The organism is Streptococcus sp. FDAARGOS_522 (assembly GCF_003812445.1).
In the GTDB taxonomy this organism is placed as follows: Bacteria; Bacillota; Bacilli; order Lactobacillales; family Streptococcaceae; genus Streptococcus; species Streptococcus agalactiae.
The window spans coordinates 496,837-523,722 of sequence record NZ_CP033808.1; the positions used below are offsets into that span (position 1 = coordinate 496,837).

Below are 26,886 nucleotides of genomic sequence, written 5' to 3' on the forward strand. Positions count from 1 at the left end.
ATAGCTATTATCAATGCTTCAGAGTATAGATTGATCTTATCACTTTATTTTGTCTATTATTTTCGAATATAGTCAATGGAGGTAACCTTATGAATCATTTTGAACTATTTAAGCTTAAAAAAGCTGGATTAACAAATCTTAATATCAACAATATTATCAACTATCTCAAAAAGAATAGTTTAACTTCTCTATCTGTTCGCAATATGGCCGTAGTATCAAAATGTAAAAATCCTACTTTCTTTATAGAAAATTATAAACAGCTAGACCTTAAAAAACTTCGACAAGAATTCAAAAAATTTCCAGTTCTATCGATTTTGGATTCTAACTATCCTTTAGAGTTAAAAGAAATATATAATCCACCAGTTCTACTTTTTTATCAGGGTAATATTGAACTTCTATCTAAACCTAAATTAGCTGTAGTGGGGGCAAGACAGGCATCTCAGATAGGTTGTCAGTCTGTTAAAAAGATTATCAAGGAGACTAACAATCAATTTGTTATCGTAAGTGGTTTAGCGCGTGGCATTGATACAGCAGCACATGTTAGTGCTTTAAAAAATGGCGGCAGTAGTATAGCTGTTATCGGGAGTGGTTTAGATGTTTATTATCCAACGGAGAATAAGAAACTTCAAGAATATATGTCATATAATCATCTCGTATTATCAGAATATTTTACCGGAGAACAACCCTTGAAATTTCATTTCCCCGAACGTAACCGTATTATTGCAGGGCTGTGTCAAGGTATTGTGGTTGCCGAAGCTAAGATGAGATCTGGAAGTTTAATTACCTGTGAAAGAGCATTAGAAGAGGGACGAGAAGTTTTTGCCATTCCCGGAAATATTATCGATGGCAAATCAGATGGATGCCACCATCTTATCCAAGAAGGAGCTAAATGCATTATTTCAGGAAAAGATATCCTTTCTGAATATCAGTAGTGTTTTGCTTTCTACTATAGGAGAAGTTTTCTATTGACAGTTTAAGAAAAGTGAGTTATTATGCTATAAGTTTACGATATAGAAAGTGATACCTATGGCAACTACGACAAAAACGTCGACCAAAAAAACAAGTAAAAAAAAATCAGCTACTGCTAAAAAAAATCTAGTTATTGTGGAGTCTCCTGCAAAAGCAAAGACTATCGAAAAATACTTAGGACGTAACTATAAAGTTGTAGCCTCAGTAGGTCATATCCGTGATTTAAAAAAGTCAAGTATGTCCATTGATTTTGAGAATAATTACGAACCACAATATATTAATATTCGTGGTAAAGGACCTCTCATTAATGATTTAAAAAAAGAAGCTAAAAAGGCTAAAAAAGTTTACCTCGCGAGTGACCCGGACCGTGAAGGAGAAGCTATTTCCTGGCATTTAGCGCATATTTTAGATTTAGACAAAGAAGACAGAAACCGTGTTGTTTTCAATGAAATCACAAAAGATGCTGTTAAAAATGCTTTTGTGGAACCTCGTCAGATTAACATGGATCTCGTTGATGCTCAGCAAGCACGACGTGTTTTAGATCGCATTGTTGGTTATTCTATCTCACCTATTTTATGGAAAAAAGTAAAAAAAGGGCTATCAGCTGGACGTGTACAATCAGTTGCTCTTAAACTAATCATTGATCGTGAAAATGAGATTAAGGCTTTCCAACCGGAGGAGTATTGGACTATTGACGGTTCCTTTAAAAAAGGAACACGTAAATTCAATGCCACTTTCTACGGTTTAGACGGAAAGAAATTCAAATTATCGAATAATGAAGACGTCAAAACAGTTCTAAAACGTATTAAAACTGATGAATTCTTAGTTGAAAAAGTTGAAAAAAAAGAGCGTCGTCGTAATGCACCATTACCGTATACAACTTCTTCATTGCAACAAGATGCAGCTAATAAAATCAATTTTCGAACTCGTAAAACCATGATGATTGCGCAACAGCTGTACGAAGGACTTAGCTTAGGCACAGCAGGTCATCAAGGTCTGATTACCTATATGCGTACTGATTCTACACGTATTAGTCCGTTAGCACAAAATGAAGCAACAGAATTTATTACTAACCGTTTTGGTGCAAATTATTCTAAACATGGGAATAAAGTTAAAAATGCTTCTGGAGCACAAGACGCTCACGAAGCTATTCGCCCATCTAGTGTTAATCATACACCCGAAAGTATTGCTAAGTATTTAGACAAAGATCAACTAAAACTTTACACTCTTATCTGGAACCGTTTTATTGCAAGCCAAATGACAGCAGCAGTCTTTGACACAATGAAAGTTAATTTAACGCAAAATGGTGTTACTTTTATTGCTAATGGTAGCCAAGTCAAGTTTGATGGTTACATGGCTGTTTATAACGATACTGACAAAAATAAAATGTTACCAGATATGGAGGAAGGAGAAAGTGTTAAAAAGGTTAATACGAATCCTGAACAACACTTCACTCAACCTCCTGCAAGGTTTTCAGAAGCAAGTCTCATTAAAACACTTGAAGAAAACGGTGTAGGTCGTCCTTCAACTTATGCCCCAACGCTTGAGACTATTCAAAAACGTTATTATGTTAAGCTTGCAGCTAAACGCTTCGAACCAACTGAACTTGGTGAAATTGTTAATAGCCTTATTGTAGAATTTTTCCCAGATATTGTTGATGTTACCTTCACTGCCGAAATGGAAGGGAAACTAGACGAAGTTGAGATTGGTAAAGAGCAGTGGCAAAAGATTATCGATGAATTTTATAAACCATTTGAAAAAGAACTTGCAAAAGCAGAAACTGAAATGGAGAAAATTCAAATAAAGGATGAACCTGCTGGATTTGATTGCGAGCTATGTGGATCACCAATGGTAATAAAACTAGGACGTTATGGAAAGTTTTATGCGTGTAGCAATTTCCCTGAATGTCATAACACAAAAGCTATCACTAAGGAAATAGGTGTTATTTGTCCTATCTGTCAAAAAGGACAAGTTATTGAGCGAAAAACAAAACGCAATCGTATCTTTTATGGCTGTGACCGCTACCCAGAATGTGAGTTTACATCTTGGGACAAACCTATTGGACGAACTTGCCCCAAATCAAATGATTTCTTAGTGGAGAAAAAAGTACGCGGTGGTGGTAAACAAGTTGTTTGCTCAAATGAAAAATGCGACTACCAAGAAGAGAAAATTAAATAAAGTGGAATCTGAGTGTTTAGCTCAGATTTTTAAAAAAATTATTATTTTACATAACTTAATTTATGTATTTATTTTTATGGGAGAATTAATAAAAAAGTGCTATAATATAGGTGTATTCATAGTGTGAGGTGCCGTTATGTCCTATATTGAAATGAAGCATTCCTATAAGCGTTATCAAACAGGTGAAACCGAAATTGTTGCTAACAATGATATTAGTTTCAGTATTGAAAGAGGTGAGTTGGTGGTTATTCTTGGTGCATCCGGCGCTGGCAAATCTACTGTTCTCAATATACTAGGAGGGATGGATAGTAATAGTGAAGGTGAAGTTTTAATTGATGGTAAGAATATTGCTAATTATACCATCAGGGAATTGACTCGTTACCGTAGATATGATGTCGGGTTTGTTTTTCAATTCTATAACTTAGTCCCTAATCTAACAGCACTAGAGAATGTAGAATTGGCTTCAGAAATTGTTCCAAAGGCATTAGATGCCCAACAGGCATTAGAAAACGTAGGTTTGGGACACCGTATCAATCATTTTCCAGCACAGCTTTCCGGTGGCGAACAGCAACGCGTTGCAATAGCACGAGCTATTGCCAAAAAACCTAAACTGTTACTTTGTGATGAACCTACTGGTGCTTTAGATTACCAAACTGGAAAACAAGTACTAGCCATCCTGCAAAAGATGGCGCAATCAAAAGAAACAACTGTGATCATTGTTACTCATAATACTGCCTTAGCGCCAATTGCAAATCGCGTGATCCATATGCATGATTCAAAAATCAGTGATATTGTAATAAACGAGAATCCAAGTGATATTCAGAACATAGAATATTAGAGGTTATACAGATGGGAAAGACATTTTGGAAAGATATCTATCGATCAATTACGACTTCAAAAGGTAGATTTTCATCAATCCTCTTACTTATGATGTTAGGCTCATTTGCTTTTATAGGACTGAAGGTCTCAGCACCTAATATGCAAAGAACAGCACAAAATTACCTTGCTCATCATCATGTTATGGATATTACCGTTTTCAATTCTTGGGGACTTGACAAACATGATCAAACTGTTTTAGAAAGCTTAAAAGGATCACAAGTTGAATTTTCTTACTTTGTAGATACAACCCCTCAACAGAATAGTAAATCTTATCGATTGTATTCCAATACCAAAACGATATCAACCTTTGATCTTGTTAAGGGACGTCTCCCTTTAAATAAATCAGAAATTGCTCTCTCATTTCAGGAACGAAAAAAATATGCAATAGGTGATAAAATTAATTTTAAACAAGATAAAAACAAACTGTTTTCAAATACAGGTCCTCTAACTATTGTAGGTTTTGTTAATTCTACCGAGATTTGGTCTAAGACAAACCTTGGTAGTTCTCAAACAGGGGACGGCGACTTAGATAGTTATGGCGTATTAGATAAGACAGCATTTCACTCTCCAGTATATACAATGGCAAGGGTAACTTTTAAAGATCTTAGGTTGATTAACCCTTTCTCAATAAGTTACAAAGAAAAAGTAGCGAAATACCAAGAAAAGGTATCGCGAAAATTAAATATTCACAATAAAATAAGATATACCAAAACCAAAAAAGAGAGCCTACGTAAAATCGATGAGGAGGAAAAAAGCCTACTAAAAGCTCAAAAACAAATCAATCGGTTAGATAATGATAGCCTAGCGATGCCACTATCTCAAAGACAAGCTATTCAAATGAAAATTAAACAAGACCGACTATCTCTTTTGAAACGAACAAAAGAGCTTCTAAAATTGAGACATAACACCCAAATAATGGAATCGCCTCAAATTATTGTCTACAACCGTACTACCTTTCCTGGAGGACAAGGATATAACACTTTTGACTCCAGTACAAATAGCACTTCTAAAATCAGTAATCTTTTCCCCATTATTTTATATTTAGTCGCAGCATTAGTAACCTTAACAACAATGACTAGGTTCGTCGAGGAAGAAAGAACCAACGCAGGCATATTAAAAGCACTAGGCTATAGTGACCGCCAAGTTATCTTTAAATTTATTATTTATGGTTTTATAGCAGGAACATTAGGGACTACTTTGGGTATCATTGGAGGGCATTATCTTTTACCTCGTATTATTTCTGATATCATTTCCAAAGACCTGACTATTCCAAACACACAGTATCATCTTTTCTTAAATTACAGTTTACTAGCCTTTGTTTTTTCATTATTAAGCATTGTTCTTCCAGTTTTTGTTATCACTCGACGTGAGTTGAAAGAAAAAGCAGCATTTTTATTATTACCAAAACCACCAGCTAAAGGATCTAAAATAGCTTTAGAGTATATCAATTGGATTTGGAAAAAACTGTCCTTCACACAAAAAGTAACTGCTAGAAATATTTTTCGTTACAAACAAAGGATGATTATGACCATATTTGGAGTTGCTGGATCAGTAGCGCTCTTATTTTCAGGTCTAGGAATACAATCCTCCTTAAAGCAAACCGTCAATGAACATTTCGGTCGTATTATGCCCTATGATATATTGCTAACATATAACACAAATGCTTCTCCCCCAAAAATACTTGAACTACTTTCAAAAGATTCAAAAATAGACAAATACCAACCAATACACCTTGAAAATCTTGACGAATCCATTCCTGGACAAATTAATAAACAGTCAATTTCCCTATTCATAACAGACAAAAAACAATTACTACCTTTTATTTATTTACAAGAAGCAACAACTAATAAGTCATTGCACTTGAATAATAAAGGGATTATTATTTCTAAAAAATTAGCTCAATTTTATCATGTTAATACCGGTGATTTTATCCATTTATCTCATTCACAAACACTTCCTTCTAGAAAATTAAAAATAACAGGAGTTGTCAATGCGAATGTTGGTCACTATATTTTTATGACAAAACAATACTATCGAACTATTTTTAAGAAAGAAGCTAAAGATAACGCTTTTTTGGTTAAGTTAACCAAACATAAAATCGCAAATAACTTAGCAGAAAAACTTTTAGAAATTAATGGAGTTGAGTCTCTTACGCAAAATGCTCTTCAGCTGGCTAGTGTAGAAGCCGTTGTGCGTTCTTTAGATGGCTCTATGACTATTTTAGTTGTCGTATCTTTATTGTTAGCCATTGTAATTCTCTATAATCTCACTAATATTAATTTAGCAGAACGTAAGCGGGAGCTATCAACTATAAAGGTATTAGGTTTTTATAATGAAGAAGTAACTTTATACATTTACCGCGAAACCATTATTTTATCAACCATCGGTGTGATTCTAGGCACCATTAGCGGTACTTATTTACACCGTCAAATGATGTTGCTAATTGGTTCAGATCAAATACTTTTTGGTGAAAAAGTATCACCAACTACATTTATAATACCAATAAGCGTAGTAGTCATCATTCTAATAAGTCTAGGTTTTATAGTTAACCATCAATTAAAAAAACTCAATATGTTAGATGCCTTGAAATCAGTAGATTAGTTTATAATAAAGATTATCTTTTCTAATCTTTTCGATAACGATTGACAGCAAGTAATCTTAATTGTATAATATAACAGTATAAAGTTAGATAAAAGTGAGATATTTATGAGAGAGTCTATTTTTGAGGAAACTGCAAAAGGTAAAGTATCAAGGCATGTCCTTTTAACTATATTATTGGCTTTGATATTACTATTTACAGCAGATTTCCTTACCTATATTATTATTGAATTGATTATCTCGCTTGATTTTTGGAAACTAGAGTGGGATAGCGATATCGTCCAGTTAATCATTTTACTAGCAACTTCAATTAGTACGGTAATGTTATTTATGTGGGTGAAATTTAAAGAGAAGCGTCCAATTAGTTCTCTAGGGCTATTTAAAGAAGGAGCCCTAACAGAATTATCTAGAGGATGGTTAGTCGGGAGCGTTCTCTTTGGAGCCTGCTTAATATTAACAATAATTTCAGGCTCTGGAGTTATCGAAACTGTTCGTTTTACAGCTGATAAATTGATTTGGTTTCTTATTTTTGCTGTTGGATGGCAGGTACAAAGCGCATCTGTTGAAATATTGTGTCGTGGATGGTTACTTCCGGTGAGTGCCACAAAGTATAGTAAGATAGTTTCTGTCAGTATCAGTTCAATCTTTTTCGGTCTTCTGCATAGCGCTAATAATCATGTAAGCCTTATCTCGATTTTCAATCTGTGTCTCTTTGGACTATTTCTATCGCTCTATGTTATTTTAAAAGGTAACATCTGGGGGGCGTGTGGTATTCATGGCGCCTGGAACTGTGTACAAGGGAGTGTCTTTGGAATCGAAGTTAGTGGAGAGCCAATGTTGTCTAACTCCCTAGTCCATGTTAAAACCTATGGTGCTGACTGGATTAGCGGTGGAAAATTTGGTGTGGAAGGAAGCATGATTACCAGTATTGTTCTTATCGTAGCATGTTATTGGCTTTATCAAAAATCGAATTTTCCTTACGACTAATAGATTTAATCTAAATAAGCTTCTCTTACTGAAAGCTTATTTTTTAATTTAGTATTAAAAAACTATGTTTTGTGATATAATATTTTAAAGACGAAAGGAGTCTATTGTGCCACAAAATCCAACAAGTAACCCAGAGAAAAAAACTTATTTATTATCTGAATTGGTAGACTGCTTTAAAGGTAAAGCTGTGCCTTCAAAAGCAGAAGCAGGTGATATCCGTATTATTAATTTGAGTGATATGTCTCCTTTAGGAATTGACTACCATAACTTAAGAACATTCCAAGATGAACAACGATCGCTTTTAAAATATCTACTTCAGGAAGGCGATGTTTTAATCGCTTCAAAAGGAACTGTCAAGAAAGTTGCTATTTTTGAAGAGCAAGATTACCCTGTCGTTGCCTCTGCTAATATTACAATACTAAGGCCTACACAACACATTAGAGGGTACTACTTAAAGCTTTTTTTTGATTCAGAAGAAGGTCAACAGGCACTTGAGAATGCTAACAAAGGAAAAGCTGTGATGAATATTAGCACAAAGGAACTGTTAAATATTGCAATACCAAGTATCCCGCTTTTTAGACAGGATTATCTTATCCAACGTTATAAACAGGGGCTCAACGATTACAAACGTAAGATAGCACGTGCAGAGCAGGAGTGGGAACGTATCCAAAATGACATCAGACAACAACTTAGCTAGAACCAAATACAAAACATCATAGGAAGAGTTATCATGAACGAAATCAAATGCCCTCATTGTGGAACAGCTTTTGCCATCAACGAGTCTGAATACCATCAATTACTAGAACAAATTCGCGGAGATGCTTTTGACAAAGAAGTAAGTGAACGGTTGGAAAAAGAACGTCTAATATTAGGGGAGCAAGCAAAAAATCAATTACAGGAAGTTGTTGTAGAAAAAGACAAGGAGATAGCTAAACTTCAGTACAAAGTCAAACAATTTCTTATAGAAAAAGACAATCTTCTCAAAGACAATGAGTACCAACTCGCTGAGCAATTAAATCAAAAAGACATGATGCTTCGCGACCTTGAAAACCAAATCGATAGACTACGTTTAGAGCATGAAAATAGCTTGCAAGAGGCGCTAACAAAAGTCGAACGAGAAAGAGATGCAATACAAAATCAGTTGCACATTCAAGAAAAAGAAAAAGATTTAGCTTTAGCTTCAGTAAAAAGTGATTATGAAGTACAACTAAAGGCAGCCAATGAACAAGTAGAATTCTATAAAAACTTCAAAGCTCAACAGTCTACTAAAGCAGTAGGAGAAAGTTTAGAACATTATGCTGAAACAGAATTTAATAAAGTGCGACATTTGGCCTTTCCTAATGCTTATTTTGAGAAGGACAATACATTATCAAGTCGTGGCTCAAAGGGGGACTTTATCTATCGAGAAAAGGATGAAAATGACCTTGAGTTTTTAAGTATCATGTTTGAAATGAAAAATGAGTCTGATGATACTATCAAGAAGCATAAAAATGAAGATTTTTTCAAAGAATTAGATAAAGATCGTCGTGAAAAATCTTGCGAATACGCAGTTTTAGTAACTATGCTTGAAGCAGACAATGACTATTATAATACTGGAATTGTTGATGTTAGTCACAAATACCCTAAAATGTACGTTATACGTCCACAATTTTTTATCCAATTAATTGGTATTCTAAGAAATGCAGCACTCAATACCTTAAAATATAAACAAGAGCTTGCTTTGATGAAAGAACAAAATATTGACATCACACATTTTGAAGAAGATTTAGATATTTTCCAAAATGCATTTGCTAAAAATTATAATTCTGCAAGCAAAAATTTCCAGAAAGCAATCGATGAAATAGATAAATCTATTAAACGTATGGAAGCTGTTAAGGCTGCTTTAACAACGTCTGAAAATCAACTACGTCTTGCAAATAATAAATTAGACGATGTTTCTGTCAAGAAATTAACAAGAAAAAATCCAACAATGAAAGCAAAATTCGATGCTCTAAAAGACTAAGAGGTTATGATTATGAAGATTAGAACTGCTACACTAGACGATAGTGAAAAATTAGTCCCTTTGTATCAAGAATTAGGATACGCAATATCATTATCAGAGATTCAATCTATTTTAAAGGTTATTCTTACTCATTCAGATTATGGCTTTTTGATAGCTGAGGATAATGGCAAACTCCTCGCCTTCGTTGGATATCATAAACTTTACTTTTTTGGAAAAAGTGGGACTTACTATCGTATTTTAGCACTAGTAGTTAATGAAAAGCACCGTCGTAAAGGCATCGCTAGTCAACTTATTAATCACGTTAAACAGCTAGCTAAAACAGATGGAAGTGAAGTACTGGCTTTAAATAGCAGTTTAAAAGAATATCGTCAGGAAGCTTATCATTTTTATGAAAACCTAGGGTTCAAGAAGGTTAGTACAGGCTTTTCATACTATTTAGATTAGGTATAAATCCTTATAGCACTATACCAAAAGAGCGTAAGTTTTTACGCTCCTTTCTTTGTGTTACCGCTTATTTACTGATATAATATAAAACATGATTACAGGAATAATTAATTTAAAGAAAGAAGCTGGAATGACATCACACGATGCTGTATTCAAGCTTCGAAAGATATTACATACAAAAAAAATAGGACACGGCGGAACTCTTGATCCAGATGTTGTTGGGGTTTTACCAATTGCGGTTGGAAAAGCCACTCGTGTTATTGAATATATGACAGAAAGTGGCAAAATTTATGAAGGAGAAATCACTTTAGGATATGCCACAAGTACAGAAGATTCTAGTGGAGAGGTCATTTCAAGAACTCCACTAACTCAATCCGATCTTAGCGAGGATGTTGTGGATCATGCGATGAAAAGTTTTACCGGTCCAATTACACAAGTTCCTCCTATGTATTCAGCAGTTAAAGTAAATGGTAAAAAACTCTATGAATATGCTCGTTCAGGAGAAGAAGTAGAGCGACCTAAACGACAAATAACAATTTCTGAATTTAGACGCACAAGCCCATTGTACTTCGAAAAAGGCATCTGCCGTTTTAGTTTCTATGTCTCATGCAGTAAAGGTACCTATGTTAGGACGTTAGCTGTTGATCTAGGAATAAAACTAGGATATGCTAGCCATATGTCTTTCCTAAAAAGAACCTCATCTGCAGGATTATCTATTACACAATCATTAACGCTTGAAGAAATTAATGAAAAATATAAGCAAGAAGATTTTTCATTTTTACTTCCAATTGAATATGGTGTTTTAGATCTCCCAAAAGTTAACCTAACTGAGGAAGATAAAGTTGAAATCTCATACGGACGTCGTATCTTATTAGAAAATGAAGCAGATACCTTAGCAGCTTTTTATGAAAATAGAGTTATCGCTATACTAGAAAAACGTGGCAATGAATTTAAACCACACAAAGTATTGTTATAAAGAAAGTCAATCATGAAAATCCATTACATTAATGATTATAAAGATATTCAAGCTAAAGAAGATTGCGTCTTAGTTTTGGGCTATTTTGATGGCTTACATCTGGGACATAAAGCCCTCTTTGATAAAGCTAAAAAAATCGCGACCGAAAAAAATTTGAAAATTGTCGTCTTAACGTTTAATGAGACACCTCGTCTAACCTTCGCTCGCTTCCAACCTGAATTATTGCTACATCTTACCTCTCCAGAAAAACGTTCTGAAAAATTTCAAGAGTATGGCGTCGATGAGTTATATTTAATGAATTTTACCAGTCATTTTTCAAAAGTATCTTCTGACCTTTTTATTAAGAAATATATTTATGGTCTCAGAGCAAAAGCTGCTGTTGTCGGTTTTGATTATAAGTTCGGTCATAATCGTACCAGTGGTGATTATCTAGCGCGTAATTTCAAGGGACCAGTCTATATTATTGATGAAATTTCTGAAGGTGGTGAAAAAATCTCTTCTACACGTATTCGTCAATTGATTACAGAGGGTAATGTTGAGAAAGCTAACCAACTTTTGGGTTATGAGTTTTCAACCTGTGGCATGGTAGTACATGGAGATGCTAGAGGACGAACTATAGGGTTCCCAACTGCTAATCTAGCTCCTATTAATCGCACTTACTTACCTGCAGACGGTGTTTATATTTCCAATGTTCTGATTAATGGAAAATATTATAGAGCAATGACGAGCATTGGAAAAAATATCACTTTTGGTGGTACAGAACTTCGTTTAGAAGCTAATATCTTTGATTTTGATGGCGACATTTATGGAGAAACTATTGAAATTTTCTGGTTAAAAAGAATCAGAGAAATGGTAAAGTTTAATGGTATTGACGATCTTGTAAAACAACTTAAAAAAGATAAAGAAATTGCTTTAAATTGGAAAAAAGATAGTCAAACTCTTTAATTTTTTGTATAATAGTCTCTAGTAAATACAAGAGGCGGTTATATGATTACCTTATTTTTATCACCCAGCTGTACTAGTTGTCGAAAAGCGCGTGCTTGGCTAAGTAAGCATGAGGTTGCTTTTGAAGAGCATAACATTATTACAAGTCCACTCAATAAAGAAGAACTATTACAAATTCTATCGTTTACAGAAAATGGTACAGAAGACATTATTTCCACACGTTCAAAAGTCTTTCAAAAACTTGCTATTGATGTAGACGAATTATCAACGTCTTCATTAATGGAATTAATTTCAGAAAATCCAAGTCTTTTACGACGCCCAATTATTTTAGACAAAAAACGTATGCAGATTGGTTTTAATGAGGATGAAATTCGTGCCTTCTTACCGCGTGACTATCGTAAACAAGAACTGAAACAGGCCACTATTCGTGCTGAAATTGAGGGAAAACATGATTAGTAGTAATTATAGTTATCCTCTTGATCCTTCATGGAATACGGAAGATATTACTAAGGTACTTCGCTTTTTAAATCAAGTTGAACACGCCTATGAAAATAGTATTAAAGTTGATGATTTGCTAGATAGCTATAAAGAATTTAAAAAAGTTGTTAAATCCAAGGCGCAGGAAAAACAAATTGACCGTGAATTCCAGAGAACTAGCGGTTATTCCACTTATCAAGCTGTTAAAGCAGCACAACAACAAGCGAAAGGATTTATTTCACTTGGACGCTAAATTTGATTTCGCTAAACAATTAGTGTATAAAGCTGGTCAATTCATTAAATCTGAGATGCAAAATACTTTTGATGTTGAGGAAAAGTCTCGATTTGATGATTTAGTGACAAGTCTTGATAAAAAAACACAAAAATTATTAATTCAAGAAATTATTCAACATTACCCAGATGATAATATACTTGCCGAAGAAGATGATGTGCGCTCACCCATTGCACAAGGTAATGTTTGGGTTTTAGACCCTATTGATGGAACTGTTAATTTTATTGTTCAAAAAGATAACTTTGCTGTTATGTTAGCTTATTACGAAGAAGGCGTTGGACAATTTGGTATCATCTACGACGTTATGGCTGATATTCTTTACAGCGGGGGAGGACATTTTGATGTCTATGCTAACGATAAAAAAATTGTTCCTTTTTAAGAGCATCCTTTAGAACGTTGCTTACTTGGAGTAAATTCTGCTATGTATGCAGAAAATGATTGCGGTATTGCCCATTTAGCTTCTGAAACCTTAGGTGTTCGTATCTATGGTGGTGCTGGAATTAGCATGGCAAAAGTCATGCAGGGCAAATTATTAGCTTATTTTTCGTATATTCAACCTTGGGATTATGCTGCAGCAAAAATCATGGGGGAGACATTAGGATTTACCTTATTAACGCTTGACGGGGAAGAACCCAACTATTCAACAAGACAAAAAGTAATGTTCCTACCAAAGTCGAAATTAAATCTTATCCAATCCTACCTTACCAAAAAATAAACTTAAAACCTTCTAATTAAATAGAAGGTTTTTTTGCACGCCCGTGATTATGTAGTATAATAGAAACATGAAATTACCGAATGAATTTATTGAAAAATATCAGACTATACTTAAAGATGAAGCAGAAGCTTTTTTTGACAGTTTTGAACAAAAACCCATATCGGCATATCGCACCAATCCTCTCAAAGAAAAGCAACTTGATTTTCCAAATGCCATCCCAAGTACCCCTTGGGGGCATTATGGGAAAATATCAGGAAAATCAATAGAACACACAACTGGCCTTGTTTATTCTCAAGAACCTGCTGCTCAGATAGTGGCTCAGATTGCTGAACCACAAGAAGGAATGAAAGTGCTAGATTTAGCAGCTGCACCTGGTGGAAAAACAACACACCTTCTATCATATTTAAACAATACTGGTCTATTAGTTAGTAATGAAATTTCAAATAAACGTAGTAAAATTTTAGTCGAAAATGTCGAACGTTTTGGTGCTAGAAATGTTATCGTGACTAATGAAAGCTCCCAACGACTAGCCAAATGTTTTAATTCTTTTTTTGATCTTATTGTTTTTGACGGTCCGTGTTCTGGTGAGGGAATGTTCCGCAAAGATCCTCAAGCAATACAATATTGGCACAAAGATTACCCCACTGAATGTGCACAGTTACAAAGAGATATTTTAAAAGAAGCAATCAAAATGCTAGCTCATGGTGGTATACTTGTATACTCTACTTGTACATGGTCACCAGAAGAGAACGAAGAAGTGGTTAATTGGCTCCTTCAAGAGTATGATTACTTAGAACTTGTTGATATTCCTAAACTAAATGGGATGGTTGAAGGGATTAATGTACCACAAGTTGCAAGGATGTACCCTCATCATTTTCAAGGTGAAGGACAATTCGTTGCAAAACTGAGAGATACTAGATCTAAGGAAGCACAGAAAATTAAGCCAAAAGCACAGAAAATAAATAAAATGCAGTTACAATTGTGGCAACAATTTGCACAAGACCATTTAAAGATAGACTTGAACGGTGTTTTAGATGTTTTCGGCGACCAACTCTATCTTCTACCTAATGGTCTCCCCGATTTGTCTAAATTAAAAATAGCACGCAATGGTCTCCATCTAGGCACTTTCAAGAAGAATCGTTTTGAGCCATCGTTTGCTTTAGGAATGGCACTTAGCGAACATGACCTAGTACAGTCTATTGAAATTGATATAGAACAGTTTGAGGTGTACGTATCTGGAAATGTAGTCAAACTAGACAAGACTGTTCCAAACGGTTGGTATCAAATTCTTGTAAAAGGCAATGGATTAGGTTTTGCAAAAGTGACAAATAATACTCTTAAAAATTATTACCCTAAAGGACTACGATTTCAGACATAACTGTTATTGAATACTTTTAATAAAAAAGGGAAAAGAAATACTTTTCAAACCCTAGAAACTTATGGTACTATGGGACAGTGATGTGTGTTTTTACTATTTGTAAATCATTAAACACTCAATGATTTTAGTAATATATATCAACTACTAAATATCAAAATTTATTCAAAAGAATAGGAAAATGAAAATGAAAAAAAACATTTTTTTGTTAACCTTGCTAGCCACCGTCTTATTGACGCTGTCTGGTTGTGCTAATTGGATTGATAAAGGTCAATCAATCACCAGCGTTGGTTCAACCGCCTTACAGCCACTTGTAGAAGCTGCAGCAGATGAGTTTGGTAAGACAAACCTCGGTAAGACTATCAATGTCCAAGGAGGAGGCTCAGGAACAGGCTTATCACAAGTACAGTCTGGAGCTGTTCAAATTGGTAATAGCGACTTATTTGCAGAAGAAAAAGATGGTATTGATGCTAAGAAATTGAAAGACCATCAAGTCGCAGTAGCTGGATTAGCTGTTATTGTTAATAAAAAAGTTAATGTTAAAAATCTAACCACCCACCAACTTCGTGATATTTTTGCAGGAAAAATCAAGAATTGGAAAGAAGTGGGAGGACAAGATTTAGATATTTCCATCATCAATCGAGCAGCAAGTTCTGGATCCCGTGCAACCTTCGATAATACTATTATGGGAAATGTTGCTCCTATTCAAAGCCAAGAACAAGATTCAAATGGTATGGTGAAATCAATTGTTTCTCAAACACCTGGTGCGATTTCATACCTCGCTTTTGCATACGTTGATAAATCTGTCGGAACATTAAAACTAAATGGTTTTGCGCCAACAGCTAAAAATGTTACTACCGACAACTGGAAACTTTGGTCATATGAACATATGTATACAAAAGGTAATGAAACAGGTCTAACAAAAGAATTCTTAGACTACATGAAAAGTGATAAAGTTCAAAGTAGTATCGTACAACATATGGGATATATCTCTATTAACGACATGAAAGTTGTTAAAGATGCTGAAGGTAAAGTAACCCCAAAATAAAACTTAATCACATCTAGATAAAGCATCTTGATCCTAGGAGGAATTATGAAAAATCAAGAATTAGCTAAAAAATTAACATCTCCTTCAAAAAACTCTCGATTAGAAAAATTTGGTAAAGGAATAACTTTTCTTTCGCTTGCCCTAATCGTCTTCATTGTTGCGATGATTTTGATTTTTGTTGCTCAAAAAGGACTATCTACATTTTTTGTTGATGGCGTTAAATTAACAGACTTCTTATTTAATACAAAATGGGAACCAAGTGCTAAGTCATTTGGTGCTTTTCCAATGATAGCTGGATCATTTATTGTTACTATTCTATCAGCTATCATTGCTACACCATTTGCTATCGGTGCTGCCGTATTTATGACTGAAATCTCACCTAAATATGGTTCTAAAATTTTACAACCTGCAGTTGAATTACTAGTTGGGATTCCTTCTGTTGTTTACGGTTTTATTGGTTTACAGATTATTGTTCCCTTCGTTCGCTCTATTTTTGGGGGAACAGGTTTTGGCATTTTATCTGGGGTCTGTGTCCTCTTCGTCATGATTCTACCAACTGTTACTTTCATGACAGTAGATAGCCTTAGAGCTGTGCCACGTCACTATAAAGAAGCAAGTTTAGCCATGGGGGCAACTCGTTGGCAAACAATTTGGCGTGTTATATTAAACGCTGCACGTCCAGGAATTTTCACTGCAATTGTTTTTGGTATGGCACGTGCATTTGGTGAAGCTCTAGCAATTCAGATGGTTGTCGGAAACTCTGCAATTTTACCAACGTCATTGACAACACCAGCAGCAACATTAACGTCTGTTCTAACAATGGGTATTGGTAATACTGTAATGGGAACTGTACAAAACAATGTCCTCTGGTCGCTAGCCTTAGTACTTTTAATTATGAGTTTAGCATTTAATACAGTTATTAAGTTAATTACAAGGGAAGGAAAGAAAAACTATGAACGCTAAAAAGGCTGACAAATTAGCAACTACAATACTCTATAGTATTGCAGCTATCATCGTTACAATCCTCGCCTCTCTTTTAATTTTTATTCTTGTTCGCGGATTGCCACACGTATCTTGGTCATTTTTAACTGGGAAATCATCATCATATGAAGCAGGAGGCGGTATTGGAATACAATTATACAATTCCTTTTTCCTACTTATTGTTACTCTGATTATTTCTATTCCTCTATCTTTAGGAGCTGGAATATACCTCTCAGAATATGCTAAAAAAGGACGTTTAACAAACTTTGTTAGAACATGTATCGAAATTTTGTCATCTCTTCCTTCTGTTGTAGTTGGTCTGTTTGGTTACCTAATCTTCGTTGTTCAATTTCAATATGGCTTCTCAATTATCTCAGGTGCCTTAGCACTTACTGTTTTTAACTTACCCCAAATGACACGTAGTGTTGAAGATAGCCTTCAAAATGTACACCACACACAGCGTGAAGCAGGATTGGCCCTAGGTATTTCTCGTTGGGAAACGGTCATTTACGTCGTTGTCCCTGAAGCTCTGCCAAGTATTGTAACTGGTGTTGTGCTAGCTTCAGGACGTATTTTCGGTGAGGCAGCAGCACTTATTTATACAGCTGGTCAATCTGCTCCAGCACTTGATTGGTCAAATTGGAACGTCCTTAGTGTTACAAGTCCAATCTCAATTTTCCGTCAAGCAGAAACTTTAGCTGTTCATATTTGGAAAGTTAATAGCGAAGGGACAATCCCTGATGCAACACAAGTATCTGCCGGTAGCGCCGCAGTCTTATTGGTTGTTATTCTTATTTTCAACCTTTCAGCTCGCTCGATCGGTAAGAAACTTCATTCGAAATTAACCTCGTCTAATTAAAAGGAGTAGTAATGGCAGAATATAATTGGGACGAACGCCATATCATTACCTTCCCTGAAGAAAATTCAGCTCTCACCACAAAAGATTTACACGTTTACTACGGTGAGAAAGAAGCTATCAAGGGAATTGATATGCAATTTGAAAAAAATAAAATTACAGCCTTAATCGGCCCATCTGGATGTGGAAAATCAACATATCTTCGTAGCTTAAATCGTATGAATGATACGATTGATATTGCACGCGTGACTGGACAAATCATGTATGAAGGAATTGATGTTAACGCTCAAGATATCAATGTTTACGAGATGCGAAAACATATCGGAATGGTTTTCCAACGTCCAAACCCGTTTGCAAAATCAATTTATAAAAACATTACCTTTGCATATGAGCGTGCTGGTGTAAAAGATAAAAAATTCTTAGATGAAGTTGTCGAAACCTCACTAAAACAAGCTGCTCTATGGGATCAAGTAAAAGATGACCTTCATAAATCAGCATTCACTTTATCTGGCGGTCAACAGCAGCGATTATGTATTGCACGTGCTATCGCAGTTAAACCAGAAATTCTCTTAATGGATGAACCTGCTTCAGCACTCGATCCGATTGCAACTATGCAACTAGAAGAGACAATGTTTGAACTCAAGAAAAATTACACTATAATTATCGTAACACATAATATGCAACAAGCAGCACGTGCTAGTGATTATACTGCATTTTTCTATCTTGGAGACTTAATCGAATACGATAAAACGAATAACATTTTCCAAAATGCTAAATGTCAATCTACTAGCGATTATGTTTCTGGTCGATTTGGATAGTGAGGTAAAAGATGACACAACCTATTTTACAAGTCAGTGATTTGTCTGTTTACTATAATAAGAAAAAAGCTTTAAAAGAAGTCTCAATGGACTTCTATCCTAATGAAATTACAGCCTTAATTGGTCCGTCTGGTTCTGGAAAGTCAACACTCTTACGAGCTATTAACCGTATGGGAGACTTAAATCCTGAAGTCACTCTAACAGGAGCAGTGATGTATAACGGACATAATGTTTATAGCCCGCGCACTGATACCGTAGAACTTCGTAAAGAAATTGGGATGGTTTTTCAGCAGCCTAATCCATTTCCTATGTCAGTATTTGAAAATGTTGTTTATGGTCTTAGACTCAAAGGAATAAAAGACAAAGCTACGTTAGATGAAGCCGTAGAGACTTCATTGAAGGGCGCGTCTATCTGGGACGAGGTCAAAGATAGATTACACGACTCTGCTCTTGGTTTATCTGGTGGTCAACAACAACGTGTTTGTATTGCCAGAACCCTTGCTACCAAGCCTAAAATTATCCTTCTAGATGAGCCAACCTCTGCACTTGACCCAATTTCTGCTGGTAAAATTGAAGAGACTTTACATGGTCTAAAAGATCAATATACCATGTTACTTGTTACACGTTCTATGCAGCAAGCCTCACGTATTTCTGATCGTACAGGTTTCTTCTTAGACGGTAACTTAATTGAATATGGCAATACAAAAGAAATGTTTATGAATCCTAAACATAAAGAAACTGAAGATTACATTACAGGTAAATTCGGTTAATACCATATAATAAGATCAGAAAGAGAATACAATATGTTAAGATCAAAATTTGATGAAGAATTAGATAAACTGCATAACCAATTCTATGCAATGGGAATTGAAGCTATCGGACAAATCAAAAAAACAGTTCGTGCTTTTGTCAGTCATGATCGAGAGTTAGCTAAAGAAGTGATAGAAGATGATGTAACGCTTAACAACTTTGAAACGAAGTTAGAGAAAAAATCATTGGAAATTATTGCACTCCAGCAGCCTGTATCACAAGACTTACGCACCGTTATTACCGTTTTAAAAGCTACTAGTGATGTTGAGCGTATGGGAGACCATGCAGCAGCAGTTGCAAAAGCAACCATCCGTATGAAGGGCGAGGAAAGAATCCCAGCAGTAGAATTAGAAATCAATAATATGGGAAAAGCAGTTAAAAACATGCTTGAAGAAGCCTTAACAGCTTATATCAATGGTGATGATGAAAAAGCTTACGAAGTAGCAGCAATGGATGAAATAGTTGATGATTACTTCCGTGATATCCAAAAAATGGTAGTTGAAACAATTCAAAAGCATCCTGACGTAGCATTTGCCGCCAAAGAATACTTCCAAGTATTGATGCACTTGGAGCGAATTGGAGATTATGGCAAAAATATCTGTGAATGGATTGTTTATTTAAAAACTGGAAAAATTATCGAGTTATGATATAATTATTGCTTGTAGAGTGGTAATTGTAAGTATAGTTCGTGCGATAGAAAAGCTGTAACTATCTTGTTACAGCTTTTCTATCTTTTCTAGCCCATACAGGACTAGTAATGTTTCAAATGTTTCTGAATTAGTTAGGAGTTATATGAAAACTGTAGAACATTTTGTTACCAAATTTGTCCCTGAAAACTATAACCTTTTCTTGGATATTAATCGTCAAACTAAAACCTTTTCAGGTAACGTTGCTGTGTCTGGCGAAGCCTTAGATAACAATATCTCTTTTCACCAAAAAGGGTTAACCATTAAATCTGTCTTATTAGATAATCAACCATTAGATTTCCAACTAGATGAAGACAATGAAGCTATGCATATTCAATTGCATGAAACTGGTAGCATGGTATTAGTCTTTGAATTCAGCGGTCACATTACCGATAATATGACAGGTATGTATCCATCTTACTATACAGTTAATGGCATCAAAAAAGAGGTTATCTCCACACAATTTGAAAGTCATTTTGCTCGTGAAGTATTCCCAAGTATTGACGAACCAGAAGCAAAAGCAACCTTTGATTTGAGCCTAAAATTCGATCAAAAAGAAGGAGAGATTGCTCTTTCAAATATGCCGGAAATCAATGCTGAACAACGTCAAGAAACAGGTTTATGGACATTTGACACCACACCTAAAATGTCCTCATATTTATTAGCTTTTGCCTTGGGGGAATTGCATGGTAAAACAACACATACCAAAAACGGCACTCTTGTTGGCTCATATGCCACAAAAGCCCATCAGTTAAATGAATTAGATTTTTCTTTAGATATCGTTGTGCGTGTTATTGAGTTTTATGAGGACTACTTTGGTGTACGTTATCCTATTCCTCAGTCACTCCACGTTGCTCTACCTGATTTTTCTGCTGGAGCTATGGAAAATTGGGGATTAGTAACATATCGTGAAGTCTATCTTTTAGTAGATGAGAACTCTAGTGTTTCCAGCCGTCAGCAAGTAGCATTAGTTGTAGCACATGAAATAGCTCACCAGTGGTTTGGTAACCTCGTTACTATGAAATGGTGGGATGATTTATGGTTAAATGAATCATTTGCTAATATGATGGAATATGTATCAATTGATTATATTGAACCAAAACTTAATATATTTGAAGACTTTCAAACAGGTGGTCTACCATTAGCTCTTAAGCGTGATGCCACAGATGGCGTCCAATCTGTTCACGTTGAGGTCAATCATCCTGATGAAATTAACACACTTTTTGATCCAGCTATCGTTTATGCAAAAGGTAGCCGCCTCATGCACATGTTACGTCGCTGGTTAGGCGATACAGATTTTGCCGCAGGACTAAAAATTTATTTTGAAAAACATCAATATCAAAATACTATTGGTCGTGACCTTTGGAATGCACTTTCTCAAACCTCAGGAAAAGATGTTGCAGCTTTCATGGATTCTTGGTTAGAGCAACCAGGATACCCTGTGATGGCAGCCAAAATAGAAGAAGATGAGCTCATTTTAACTCAAAAACAATTCTTTATTGGTGAACACGAAGATAAGTCTCGCTTGTGGCAAATTCCTCTTAATAGTAATTGGGAAGGAATCCCAGAGATATTAACCGAGGAAACGGTAGTAATCCCCAATTTTAGTCAGTTAGCTGAAAAGAACAAAGAAAATGGTGCACTGCGTTTCAATACTGAAAATACTGCACATTACATTACTAACTATCAAGGTCAACTCTTAGAGCATATCATTTCTGATCTTCCTCTTATGGATAACATTTCTAAACTACAAATTGTACAAGAACGTCATTTACTTGCTGAAAGTGGTATGATTTCATATAGTAGTTTAATACCTTTAGTCTCTCTTTTGAGCCAAGAGACATCATATCTTGTTAACTCTGCTATTAAGAGTGTTATTGATGGTTTATCCTTATTCGTCCAGGAAGATAGCCAAGATGAATTCGACTTTAAAGAATTTGTTAATAAATTATCAGCATTTAATTTTAATAGACTTGGCTTTGAAAAAAGAGAAGGAGAAGGAGATGATAGCGAAATGGTCCGTCATCTATCCCTAAGCCTTGCTCTCTACTCAGATAATGAACATGCTATTGAAGAAGCTCACCATATTTTTAAAGCCCACGAAAATAATATCGCTGCTATACCAGCTGCAATTCGCCTGTTAGTTCTTACCAATGAAATGAAGCATTTCGAATCCAAAGAACTTAGCCACTTGTTATTAGAGACTTATAGTACTACTACCGATGGGAATTTCAAACGACAACTAGCGAGTGCTTTATCTCATACTACAGATAGCAAGACACTCAAGAAATTATTGTCAGATTGGAAAAATAAAGATATTGTGAAACCACAAGACTTAGCTATGAGTTGGTATGCTACTTTCCTTAAAAATTCTTTTACACAAGAAAGTGTCTGGGAGTGGGCCCAAGAAAACTGGGAATGGATCAAAGCAACTCTAGGTGGTGATATGAGTTTTGATAAATTTGTGATTTATCCCTCAAGTAGTTTCAAAACAGAAGAACGCCTTGAACAATATAAAAACTTTTTCGAGCCTCAATTAAGCGATATGGCGATTAGCCGTAATATTTCAATGGGAATTAAAGAAATTTCTGCTCGTGTCCTTTTAATCACGAAGCAAAAAGAAGAAGTTATCAATACTATCAAAAAATATATCTAATAAACTCAAATAGAGATTGATGGATTATTCAATCTCTATTTCTTTGTCTGTGTCATGAAATTAGTTGACATAAAACATACTTTATTTAGGATTTATTAAGCAAAGTTTGGTATTCTAATATTAATAGTTCAGATAAAATATGTACATCGAAAGGATATACTATGATAAAAATTTTATTAATTGAAGATGACTTGAGTCTTTCCAATTCCGTTTTTGATTTCCTTGATGACTTTGCCGATGTCATGCAAATTTTTGATGGAGAAGAGGGTCTTTACGAAGCCGAAAGTGGAGTCTATGATCTGATTCTTCTAGATCTCATGTTACCTGAAAAAAACGGCTTCCAAGTGTTGAAAGAGCTACGTGAAAAAGGTATTACAACCCCTGTATTAATAATGACCGCTAAAGAAAGCATTGATGATAAGGGACAAGGTTTCGACTTAGGTGCTGATGATTATCTAACAAAACCTTTTTACCTAGAAGAACTAAAAATGCGAATTCAGGCTCTTTTAAAGCGTTCTGGAAAATTTAATGATAACAGCCTAATTTATGGTGATATTCGCGTAGACATGTCTACTAACTCAACCTTTGTTAATCAAACAGAAGTTGAGCTCTTAGGTAAAGAGTTTGATCTTTTAGTCTATTTCCTTCAAAATCAAAATGTTATCTTACCGAAATCTCAAATCTTTGATCGTATTTGGGGATTTGATAGTGATACAACGATTTCAGTTGTAGAAGTCTATGTCTCTAAGGTTCGGAAAAAATTAAAAGGAACACTTTTTTCAGAAAACCTTCAAACTTTGCGTAGTGTAGGATATATTTTAAAGCATGTCGAAACCGATTAAGATAAGTAAATTCAAAAAAAATGTCTCAGATAGTCATTTTATCCATTTTTTCACAGTTTTTAGTGGTATTTTTCTGGTTATGACTGTTATCATCCTCCAAGTCATGCGCTATGGTGTTTATTCTTCTGTTGATAGTAGTTTAAAGTATATCAGTACCCATCCTAAAAATTACATCAATATGGTTATGTCACGTACTGCTGCCTACCTAGATAACTCCAATATCGCAAGTGTCAAGTTAAAACCCGGCGGTCAGACAGTAGCTAATACTGATATTATTCTTTTTACATCAGAAGAAGAAGTCATTAACTATTTTGACGCATTTTCAAACTATCAGTTTTTAAAACCTAATAAAAAAAATCTAGGTGGCATTAGTGAATTAACTTTAACCAACATCTTTGGTCAAGATGAGACATATCATGCTGTCACCGTAAAAGTTAATAACCCTGCTTATCCTAATGTGACTTACATGACAGCTATTGTTAATATTGATCAATTAGTAAATGCTAAAGAACGCTATGAAAAAATTATTATATTTGTCATGACTACTTTTTGGATTATTTCAATTGGAGCAAGTATCTACTTAGCTAAATGGGCACAAAAACCGATTATAGAAAACTACGAAAGACAGAAGGCTTTTGTCGAAAATGCTAGCCACGAGCTGCGTACTCCCCTAGCTGTCTTACAAAATCGCCTAGAAACGCTATTCAGAAAACCGAATGCCACCATTTTAGAAAATAGTGAAAATATCGCTTCAAGTCTAGATGAAGTACGAAATATGCGTATTTTAACCACTAATCTTTTAAACTTAGCAAGACGTGATGATGGAATCAAACCAGAATTAGCTGTTATTAAGCCTACACTTTTTGATAGTATCTTTGAGAATTATGATCTAATCGCCCAAGAGAATGGTAAAAATTTTACTGGACATAATATGATCCAAGATAGTTTCAAAACAGATAAGACACTGCTAAAACAACTCATGACTATTTTATTTGATAATGCTATAAAATATACTGACAATGATGGTAGCATTGACTTTACCATATCTGAAACTGATAAGTATCTCTTTTTAGAAATCGCTGATAATGGACCAGGAATTTCAGAGGAGGATAAAGTCAGAATTTTTGATCGTTTTTACCGTGTTGACAAAGCAAGAACACGACAACAAGGAGGGTTTGGCCTCGGCCTTTCTTTAGCTCAACAAATCGTTAACTCACTGCGAGGTAATATTACAGTAATTGATAATAAACCTAGAGGCAGTATTTTTAAGATAAAACTACCAAATTTAAAAGGTTAGGCCATGTTAGTCCTAACCTTTTAAATTTTAAAGTGGTCTTGCATACTTGATATAGCAAGCTGATAGGAAATTTGGTATAATAAAAGCTATGGAAATTGAAAAAACAAATCGTATGAATGCCCTTTTTGAGTTTTATGCGGCATTATTAACAGATAAACAAATGAATTATATCGAGTTATACTACGCCGATGACTACAGCCTTGCTGAAATAGCTGAAGAATCCGGTGTTAGCCGACAAGCTGTCTATGATAATATCAAACGAACTGAAAAAATTCTTGAGGCGTACGAAATGAAACTACATATGTATTCAGATTATATTGTCCGTAGTCAGATTTTTGATGACATTCTAGAAAAATATACCGATGATGCCTTTTTACAAGAAAAAATTTCCATTCTAAGTAGCATTGATAATAGAGATTAAATGAGGAGAAATAATTTATGGCTTTCGAAAGTTTAACAGAGCGCCTGCAAGGAGTTTTTAAAAATATTCGTGGTAAGAAAAAGTTATCTGAAAAAGATGTGCAAGAAGTCACCAAGGAGATTCGTCTAGCTCTTTTAGAAGCTGACGTTGCTCTTCCAGTTGTTAAAACCTTTATTAAACATGTTCGTGAACGTGCTGTTGGACATGAAATCATTGATACACTAGATCCTACGCAACAAATTGTTAAGATTGTCAATGAAGAGCTAACAGATTTATTAGGGGCTGAGACCTCTGAAATTGAAAAATCCCCTAAAATTCCAACCATCATTATGATGGTTGGTCTACAAGGTGCTGGTAAAACAACTTTTGCCGGTAAGTTAGCAAACAAACTAATCAAAGAAGACAATGCTCGTCCTATGATGATAGCAGCTGATATTTATCGACCAGCTGCTATTGATCAGTTAAAAACCCTTGGTAGCCAGATTAATGTTCCTGTCTTTGATATGGGAACTAACCATTCAGCAGTTGAGATTGTCACTAAAGGTTTAGAACAGGCTCGTGAAAATCGTAATGACTATGTTCTTATTGATACAGCCGGACGCCTACAAATTGATGCAACCCTTATGCAGGAATTGCATGATGTCAAAGCCATAGCTCAACCTAATGAAATACTCCTTGTCGTTGACAGCATGATTGGACAGGAAGCTGCAAATGTCGCTGAAGAATTTAACCGTCAGCTCAGCATTAGTGGTGTTGTTCTGACAAAGATTGACGGTGATACACGCGGTGGTGCTGCCCTTTCAGTACGCGAAATTACTGGAAAACCAATTAAATTTACAGGGACAGGGGAAAAAATCACTGATATTGAAACTTTCCATCCCGATCGTATGGCAAGCCGTATATTGGGGATGGGAGACCTGCTAACACTTATTGAGCGCGCTAGTCAAGAATACGACGAAAAACGTTCAATGGAATTAGCGGAGAAAATGCGTGAAAACACCTTTGACTTCAACGATTTTATTGATCAATTAGATCAAGTTCAAAATATGGGGCCAATGGAAGATCTCCTTAAAATGCTTCCAGGAATGGCTAACAATCCAGCAATGAAAAACTTCAAAGTGGATGAAAACGAAATTGCTCGCAAAAGAGCCATTGTGTCATCAATGACTCCAGAAGAGAGAGAAAATCCAGATCTCCTCAATCCAAGTCGTAGACGTCGTATTGCTGCTGGATCAGGTAATACTTTCGTTGATGTTAATAAATTCATTAAAGATTTTAACCAGGCAAAACAAATGATGCAAGGCGTGATGTCCGGTGATATGAATAAAATGATGAAAAAAATGGGAATTGATCCTAATAACCTCCCTAAAGATATGCCTGGAATGGACGGAATGGATATGTCTAATTTAGAAGGTATGATGGGGCAAAATGGCATGCCTGACTTATCTAGTTTAGGTGGCGATATGGACTTCAGCCAAATGTTTGGTGGTGGCTTAAAAGGAAAAGTAGGAGCCTTTGCAGCTAAACAATCAATGAAACGTATGGCTAATAAAATGAAGAAAGCTAAGAAGAAACGCAAATAAAAATGTCTATTTAAATAGACATTTTTATTTTTGTCTGCTATAATAGACAAA

General features: G+C 35.1%; 24 protein-coding genes and 1 pseudogene. All 25 read left to right on the forward strand.

Features of this window, described 5'->3' with window-relative positions:
- Nucleotides 1–89 precede the first annotated feature (89 nt).
- The gene (gene dprA / locus EGX70_RS02515) at nt 90–932 is read left to right on the forward strand and encodes a DNA-processing protein DprA (protein WP_001015250.1); all 843 of its coding nucleotides are present in this window, start codon (nt 90–92) and stop codon (nt 930–932) included.
- Between the two features lie 94 nt (nt 933–1,026).
- On the forward strand, nt 1,027–3,147 hold the full coding sequence (gene topA, locus EGX70_RS02520) for a type I DNA topoisomerase (protein WP_000246611.1): 2,121 nt from the start codon (nt 1,027–1,029) through the stop codon (nt 3,145–3,147).
- Nucleotides 3,148–3,283: 136 nt separating this feature from the next.
- On the forward strand, nt 3,284–3,985 hold the full coding sequence (locus EGX70_RS02525) for an ABC transporter ATP-binding protein (protein ID WP_000120355.1): 702 nt from the start codon (nt 3,284–3,286) through the stop codon (nt 3,983–3,985).
- Between the two features lie 11 nt (nt 3,986–3,996).
- Nucleotides 3,997–6,627, forward strand: coding sequence for an ABC transporter permease (locus tag EGX70_RS02530; RefSeq protein WP_000520616.1), 2,631 nt, complete (start codon nt 3,997–3,999; stop codon nt 6,625–6,627).
- 105 nt (nt 6,628–6,732) lie between these two features.
- Nucleotides 6,733–7,611, forward strand: coding sequence for a CPBP family intramembrane glutamic endopeptidase (locus EGX70_RS02535; RefSeq protein WP_001209260.1), 879 nt, complete (start codon nt 6,733–6,735; stop codon nt 7,609–7,611).
- Nucleotides 7,612–7,717: 106 nt separating this feature from the next.
- On the forward strand, nt 7,718–8,308 hold the full coding sequence (locus EGX70_RS02540; RefSeq protein WP_001135934.1) for a restriction endonuclease subunit S: 591 nt from the start codon (nt 7,718–7,720) through the stop codon (nt 8,306–8,308).
- Nucleotides 8,309–8,341: 33 nt separating this feature from the next.
- Nucleotides 8,342–9,613, forward strand: a complete 1,272-nt coding sequence (locus EGX70_RS02545) for a DUF2130 domain-containing protein (RefSeq protein WP_123947883.1) — start codon at nt 8,342–8,344, stop codon at nt 9,611–9,613.
- Between the two features lie 12 nt (nt 9,614–9,625).
- A complete protein-coding gene (locus EGX70_RS02550) occupies nt 9,626–10,057 on the forward strand; it encodes a GNAT family N-acetyltransferase (RefSeq protein WP_123947885.1) in 432 nt (143 codons plus the stop codon).
- A gap of 91 nt (nt 10,058–10,148) precedes the next feature.
- A complete protein-coding gene (gene truB / locus EGX70_RS02555; protein ID WP_001873502.1) occupies nt 10,149–11,033 on the forward strand; it encodes a tRNA pseudouridine(55) synthase TruB in 885 nt (294 codons plus the stop codon).
- 12 nt (nt 11,034–11,045) lie between these two features.
- Entirely contained in the window at nt 11,046–11,978 is a 933-nt protein-coding gene (locus EGX70_RS02560; protein WP_000690921.1) for a bifunctional riboflavin kinase/FAD synthetase, read from the forward strand.
- A gap of 42 nt (nt 11,979–12,020) precedes the next feature.
- Nucleotides 12,021–12,434, forward strand: a complete 414-nt coding sequence (locus EGX70_RS02565; protein WP_000631264.1) for a Spx/MgsR family RNA polymerase-binding regulatory protein — start codon at nt 12,021–12,023, stop codon at nt 12,432–12,434.
- Nucleotides 12,427–12,708, forward strand: coding sequence for a UPF0223 family protein (locus tag EGX70_RS02570; protein ID WP_000625903.1), 282 nt, complete (start codon nt 12,427–12,429; stop codon nt 12,706–12,708). Before EGX70_RS02565 ends, EGX70_RS02570 begins: the two co-directional genes overlap by 8 nt.
- Nucleotides 12,698–13,462: pseudogene (locus tag EGX70_RS02575) on the forward strand (inositol monophosphatase family protein). The gene EGX70_RS02570 and the pseudogene EGX70_RS02575 overlap by 11 nt, the downstream one beginning before the upstream one ends.
- Before the next feature lie 67 nt (nt 13,463–13,529).
- Nucleotides 13,530–14,840, forward strand: coding sequence for an RsmF rRNA methyltransferase first C-terminal domain-containing protein (locus EGX70_RS02580; protein WP_000775401.1), 1,311 nt, complete (start codon nt 13,530–13,532; stop codon nt 14,838–14,840).
- 178 nt (nt 14,841–15,018) lie between these two features.
- Nucleotides 15,019–15,885 (forward strand): phosphate ABC transporter substrate-binding protein PstS family protein, encoded by an 867-nt coding sequence (locus EGX70_RS02585; RefSeq protein ID WP_001873504.1) that lies wholly within the window; start codon nt 15,019–15,021, stop codon nt 15,883–15,885.
- A 45-nt stretch (nt 15,886–15,930) separates the two neighbouring features.
- A complete protein-coding gene (gene pstC, locus EGX70_RS02590; RefSeq protein WP_000795716.1) occupies nt 15,931–16,848 on the forward strand; it encodes a phosphate ABC transporter permease subunit PstC in 918 nt (305 codons plus the stop codon).
- Nucleotides 16,838–17,725 (forward strand): phosphate ABC transporter permease PstA, encoded by an 888-nt coding sequence (gene pstA / locus EGX70_RS02595; RefSeq protein ID WP_000992189.1) that lies wholly within the window; start codon nt 16,838–16,840, stop codon nt 17,723–17,725. The genes pstC and pstA overlap by 11 nt, the downstream gene beginning before the upstream one ends.
- 11 nt (nt 17,726–17,736) lie before the next feature.
- Complete coding sequence (gene pstB / locus EGX70_RS02600; RefSeq protein ID WP_000852851.1) at nt 17,737–18,540, forward strand: phosphate ABC transporter ATP-binding protein PstB; 804 nt, start codon at nt 17,737–17,739, stop codon at nt 18,538–18,540.
- An 11-nt stretch (nt 18,541–18,551) separates the two neighbouring features.
- Complete coding sequence (gene pstB, locus EGX70_RS02605; RefSeq protein ID WP_000193363.1) at nt 18,552–19,310, forward strand: phosphate ABC transporter ATP-binding protein PstB; 759 nt, start codon at nt 18,552–18,554, stop codon at nt 19,308–19,310.
- A gap of 33 nt (nt 19,311–19,343) precedes the next feature.
- Nucleotides 19,344–19,997, forward strand: coding sequence for a phosphate signaling complex protein PhoU (gene phoU, locus EGX70_RS02610; RefSeq protein ID WP_000946330.1), 654 nt, complete (start codon nt 19,344–19,346; stop codon nt 19,995–19,997).
- Nucleotides 19,998–20,142: 145 nt separating this feature from the next.
- Complete coding sequence (locus EGX70_RS02615; protein WP_000859382.1) at nt 20,143–22,692, forward strand: M1 family metallopeptidase; 2,550 nt, start codon at nt 20,143–20,145, stop codon at nt 22,690–22,692.
- A 161-nt stretch (nt 22,693–22,853) separates the two neighbouring features.
- On the forward strand, nt 22,854–23,534 hold the full coding sequence (locus EGX70_RS02620; protein WP_000590620.1) for a response regulator transcription factor: 681 nt from the start codon (nt 22,854–22,856) through the stop codon (nt 23,532–23,534).
- Complete coding sequence (locus EGX70_RS02625) at nt 23,518–24,831, forward strand: cell wall metabolism sensor histidine kinase WalK (protein WP_000042577.1); 1,314 nt, start codon at nt 23,518–23,520, stop codon at nt 24,829–24,831. Before EGX70_RS02620 ends, EGX70_RS02625 begins: the two co-directional genes overlap by 17 nt.
- 88 nt (nt 24,832–24,919) lie before the next feature.
- Entirely contained in the window at nt 24,920–25,252 is a 333-nt protein-coding gene (locus EGX70_RS02630; protein ID WP_000402075.1) for a putative DNA-binding protein, read from the forward strand.
- A gap of 17 nt (nt 25,253–25,269) precedes the next feature.
- The gene (gene ffh, locus EGX70_RS02635) at nt 25,270–26,835 is read left to right on the forward strand and encodes a signal recognition particle protein (RefSeq protein WP_000863589.1); all 1,566 of its coding nucleotides are present in this window, start codon (nt 25,270–25,272) and stop codon (nt 26,833–26,835) included.
- The last annotated feature ends 51 nt before the right edge of the window (nt 26,836–26,886 follow it).

Coding starts and splice junctions, on each gene's coding strand:
- dprA (WP_001015250.1), top strand. CDS start 90: ATGAATCATTTTGAACTATTTAAGCTTAAAAAAGCTGGATTAACAAAT.
- topA (WP_000246611.1), top strand. CDS start 1,027: ATGGCAACTACGACAAAAACGTCGACCAAAAAAACAAGTAAAAAAAAA.
- EGX70_RS02525 (WP_000120355.1), top strand. CDS start 3,284: ATGTCCTATATTGAAATGAAGCATTCCTATAAGCGTTATCAAACAGGT.
- EGX70_RS02530 (WP_000520616.1), top strand. CDS start 3,997: ATGGGAAAGACATTTTGGAAAGATATCTATCGATCAATTACGACTTCA.
- EGX70_RS02535 (WP_001209260.1), top strand. CDS start 6,733: ATGAGAGAGTCTATTTTTGAGGAAACTGCAAAAGGTAAAGTATCAAGG.
- EGX70_RS02545 (WP_123947883.1), top strand. CDS start 8,342: ATGAACGAAATCAAATGCCCTCATTGTGGAACAGCTTTTGCCATCAAC.
- EGX70_RS02550 (WP_123947885.1), top strand. CDS start 9,626: ATGAAGATTAGAACTGCTACACTAGACGATAGTGAAAAATTAGTCCCT.
- truB (WP_001873502.1), top strand. CDS start 10,149: ATGATTACAGGAATAATTAATTTAAAGAAAGAAGCTGGAATGACATCA.
- EGX70_RS02560 (WP_000690921.1), top strand. CDS start 11,046: ATGAAAATCCATTACATTAATGATTATAAAGATATTCAAGCTAAAGAA.
- EGX70_RS02565 (WP_000631264.1), top strand. CDS start 12,021: ATGATTACCTTATTTTTATCACCCAGCTGTACTAGTTGTCGAAAAGCG.
- EGX70_RS02570 (WP_000625903.1), top strand. CDS start 12,427: ATGATTAGTAGTAATTATAGTTATCCTCTTGATCCTTCATGGAATACG.
- EGX70_RS02580 (WP_000775401.1), top strand. CDS start 13,530: ATGAAATTACCGAATGAATTTATTGAAAAATATCAGACTATACTTAAA.
- EGX70_RS02585 (WP_001873504.1), top strand. CDS start 15,019: ATGAAAATGAAAAAAAACATTTTTTTGTTAACCTTGCTAGCCACCGTC.
- pstC (WP_000795716.1), top strand. CDS start 15,931: ATGAAAAATCAAGAATTAGCTAAAAAATTAACATCTCCTTCAAAAAAC.
- pstA (WP_000992189.1), top strand. CDS start 16,838: ATGAACGCTAAAAAGGCTGACAAATTAGCAACTACAATACTCTATAGT.
- pstB (WP_000852851.1), top strand. CDS start 17,737: ATGGCAGAATATAATTGGGACGAACGCCATATCATTACCTTCCCTGAA.
- pstB (WP_000193363.1), top strand. CDS start 18,552: ATGACACAACCTATTTTACAAGTCAGTGATTTGTCTGTTTACTATAAT.
- phoU (WP_000946330.1), top strand. CDS start 19,344: ATGTTAAGATCAAAATTTGATGAAGAATTAGATAAACTGCATAACCAA.
- EGX70_RS02615 (WP_000859382.1), top strand. CDS start 20,143: ATGAAAACTGTAGAACATTTTGTTACCAAATTTGTCCCTGAAAACTAT.
- EGX70_RS02620 (WP_000590620.1), top strand. CDS start 22,854: ATGATAAAAATTTTATTAATTGAAGATGACTTGAGTCTTTCCAATTCC.
- EGX70_RS02625 (WP_000042577.1), top strand. CDS start 23,518: ATGTCGAAACCGATTAAGATAAGTAAATTCAAAAAAAATGTCTCAGAT.
- EGX70_RS02630 (WP_000402075.1), top strand. CDS start 24,920: ATGGAAATTGAAAAAACAAATCGTATGAATGCCCTTTTTGAGTTTTAT.
- ffh (WP_000863589.1), top strand. CDS start 25,270: ATGGCTTTCGAAAGTTTAACAGAGCGCCTGCAAGGAGTTTTTAAAAAT.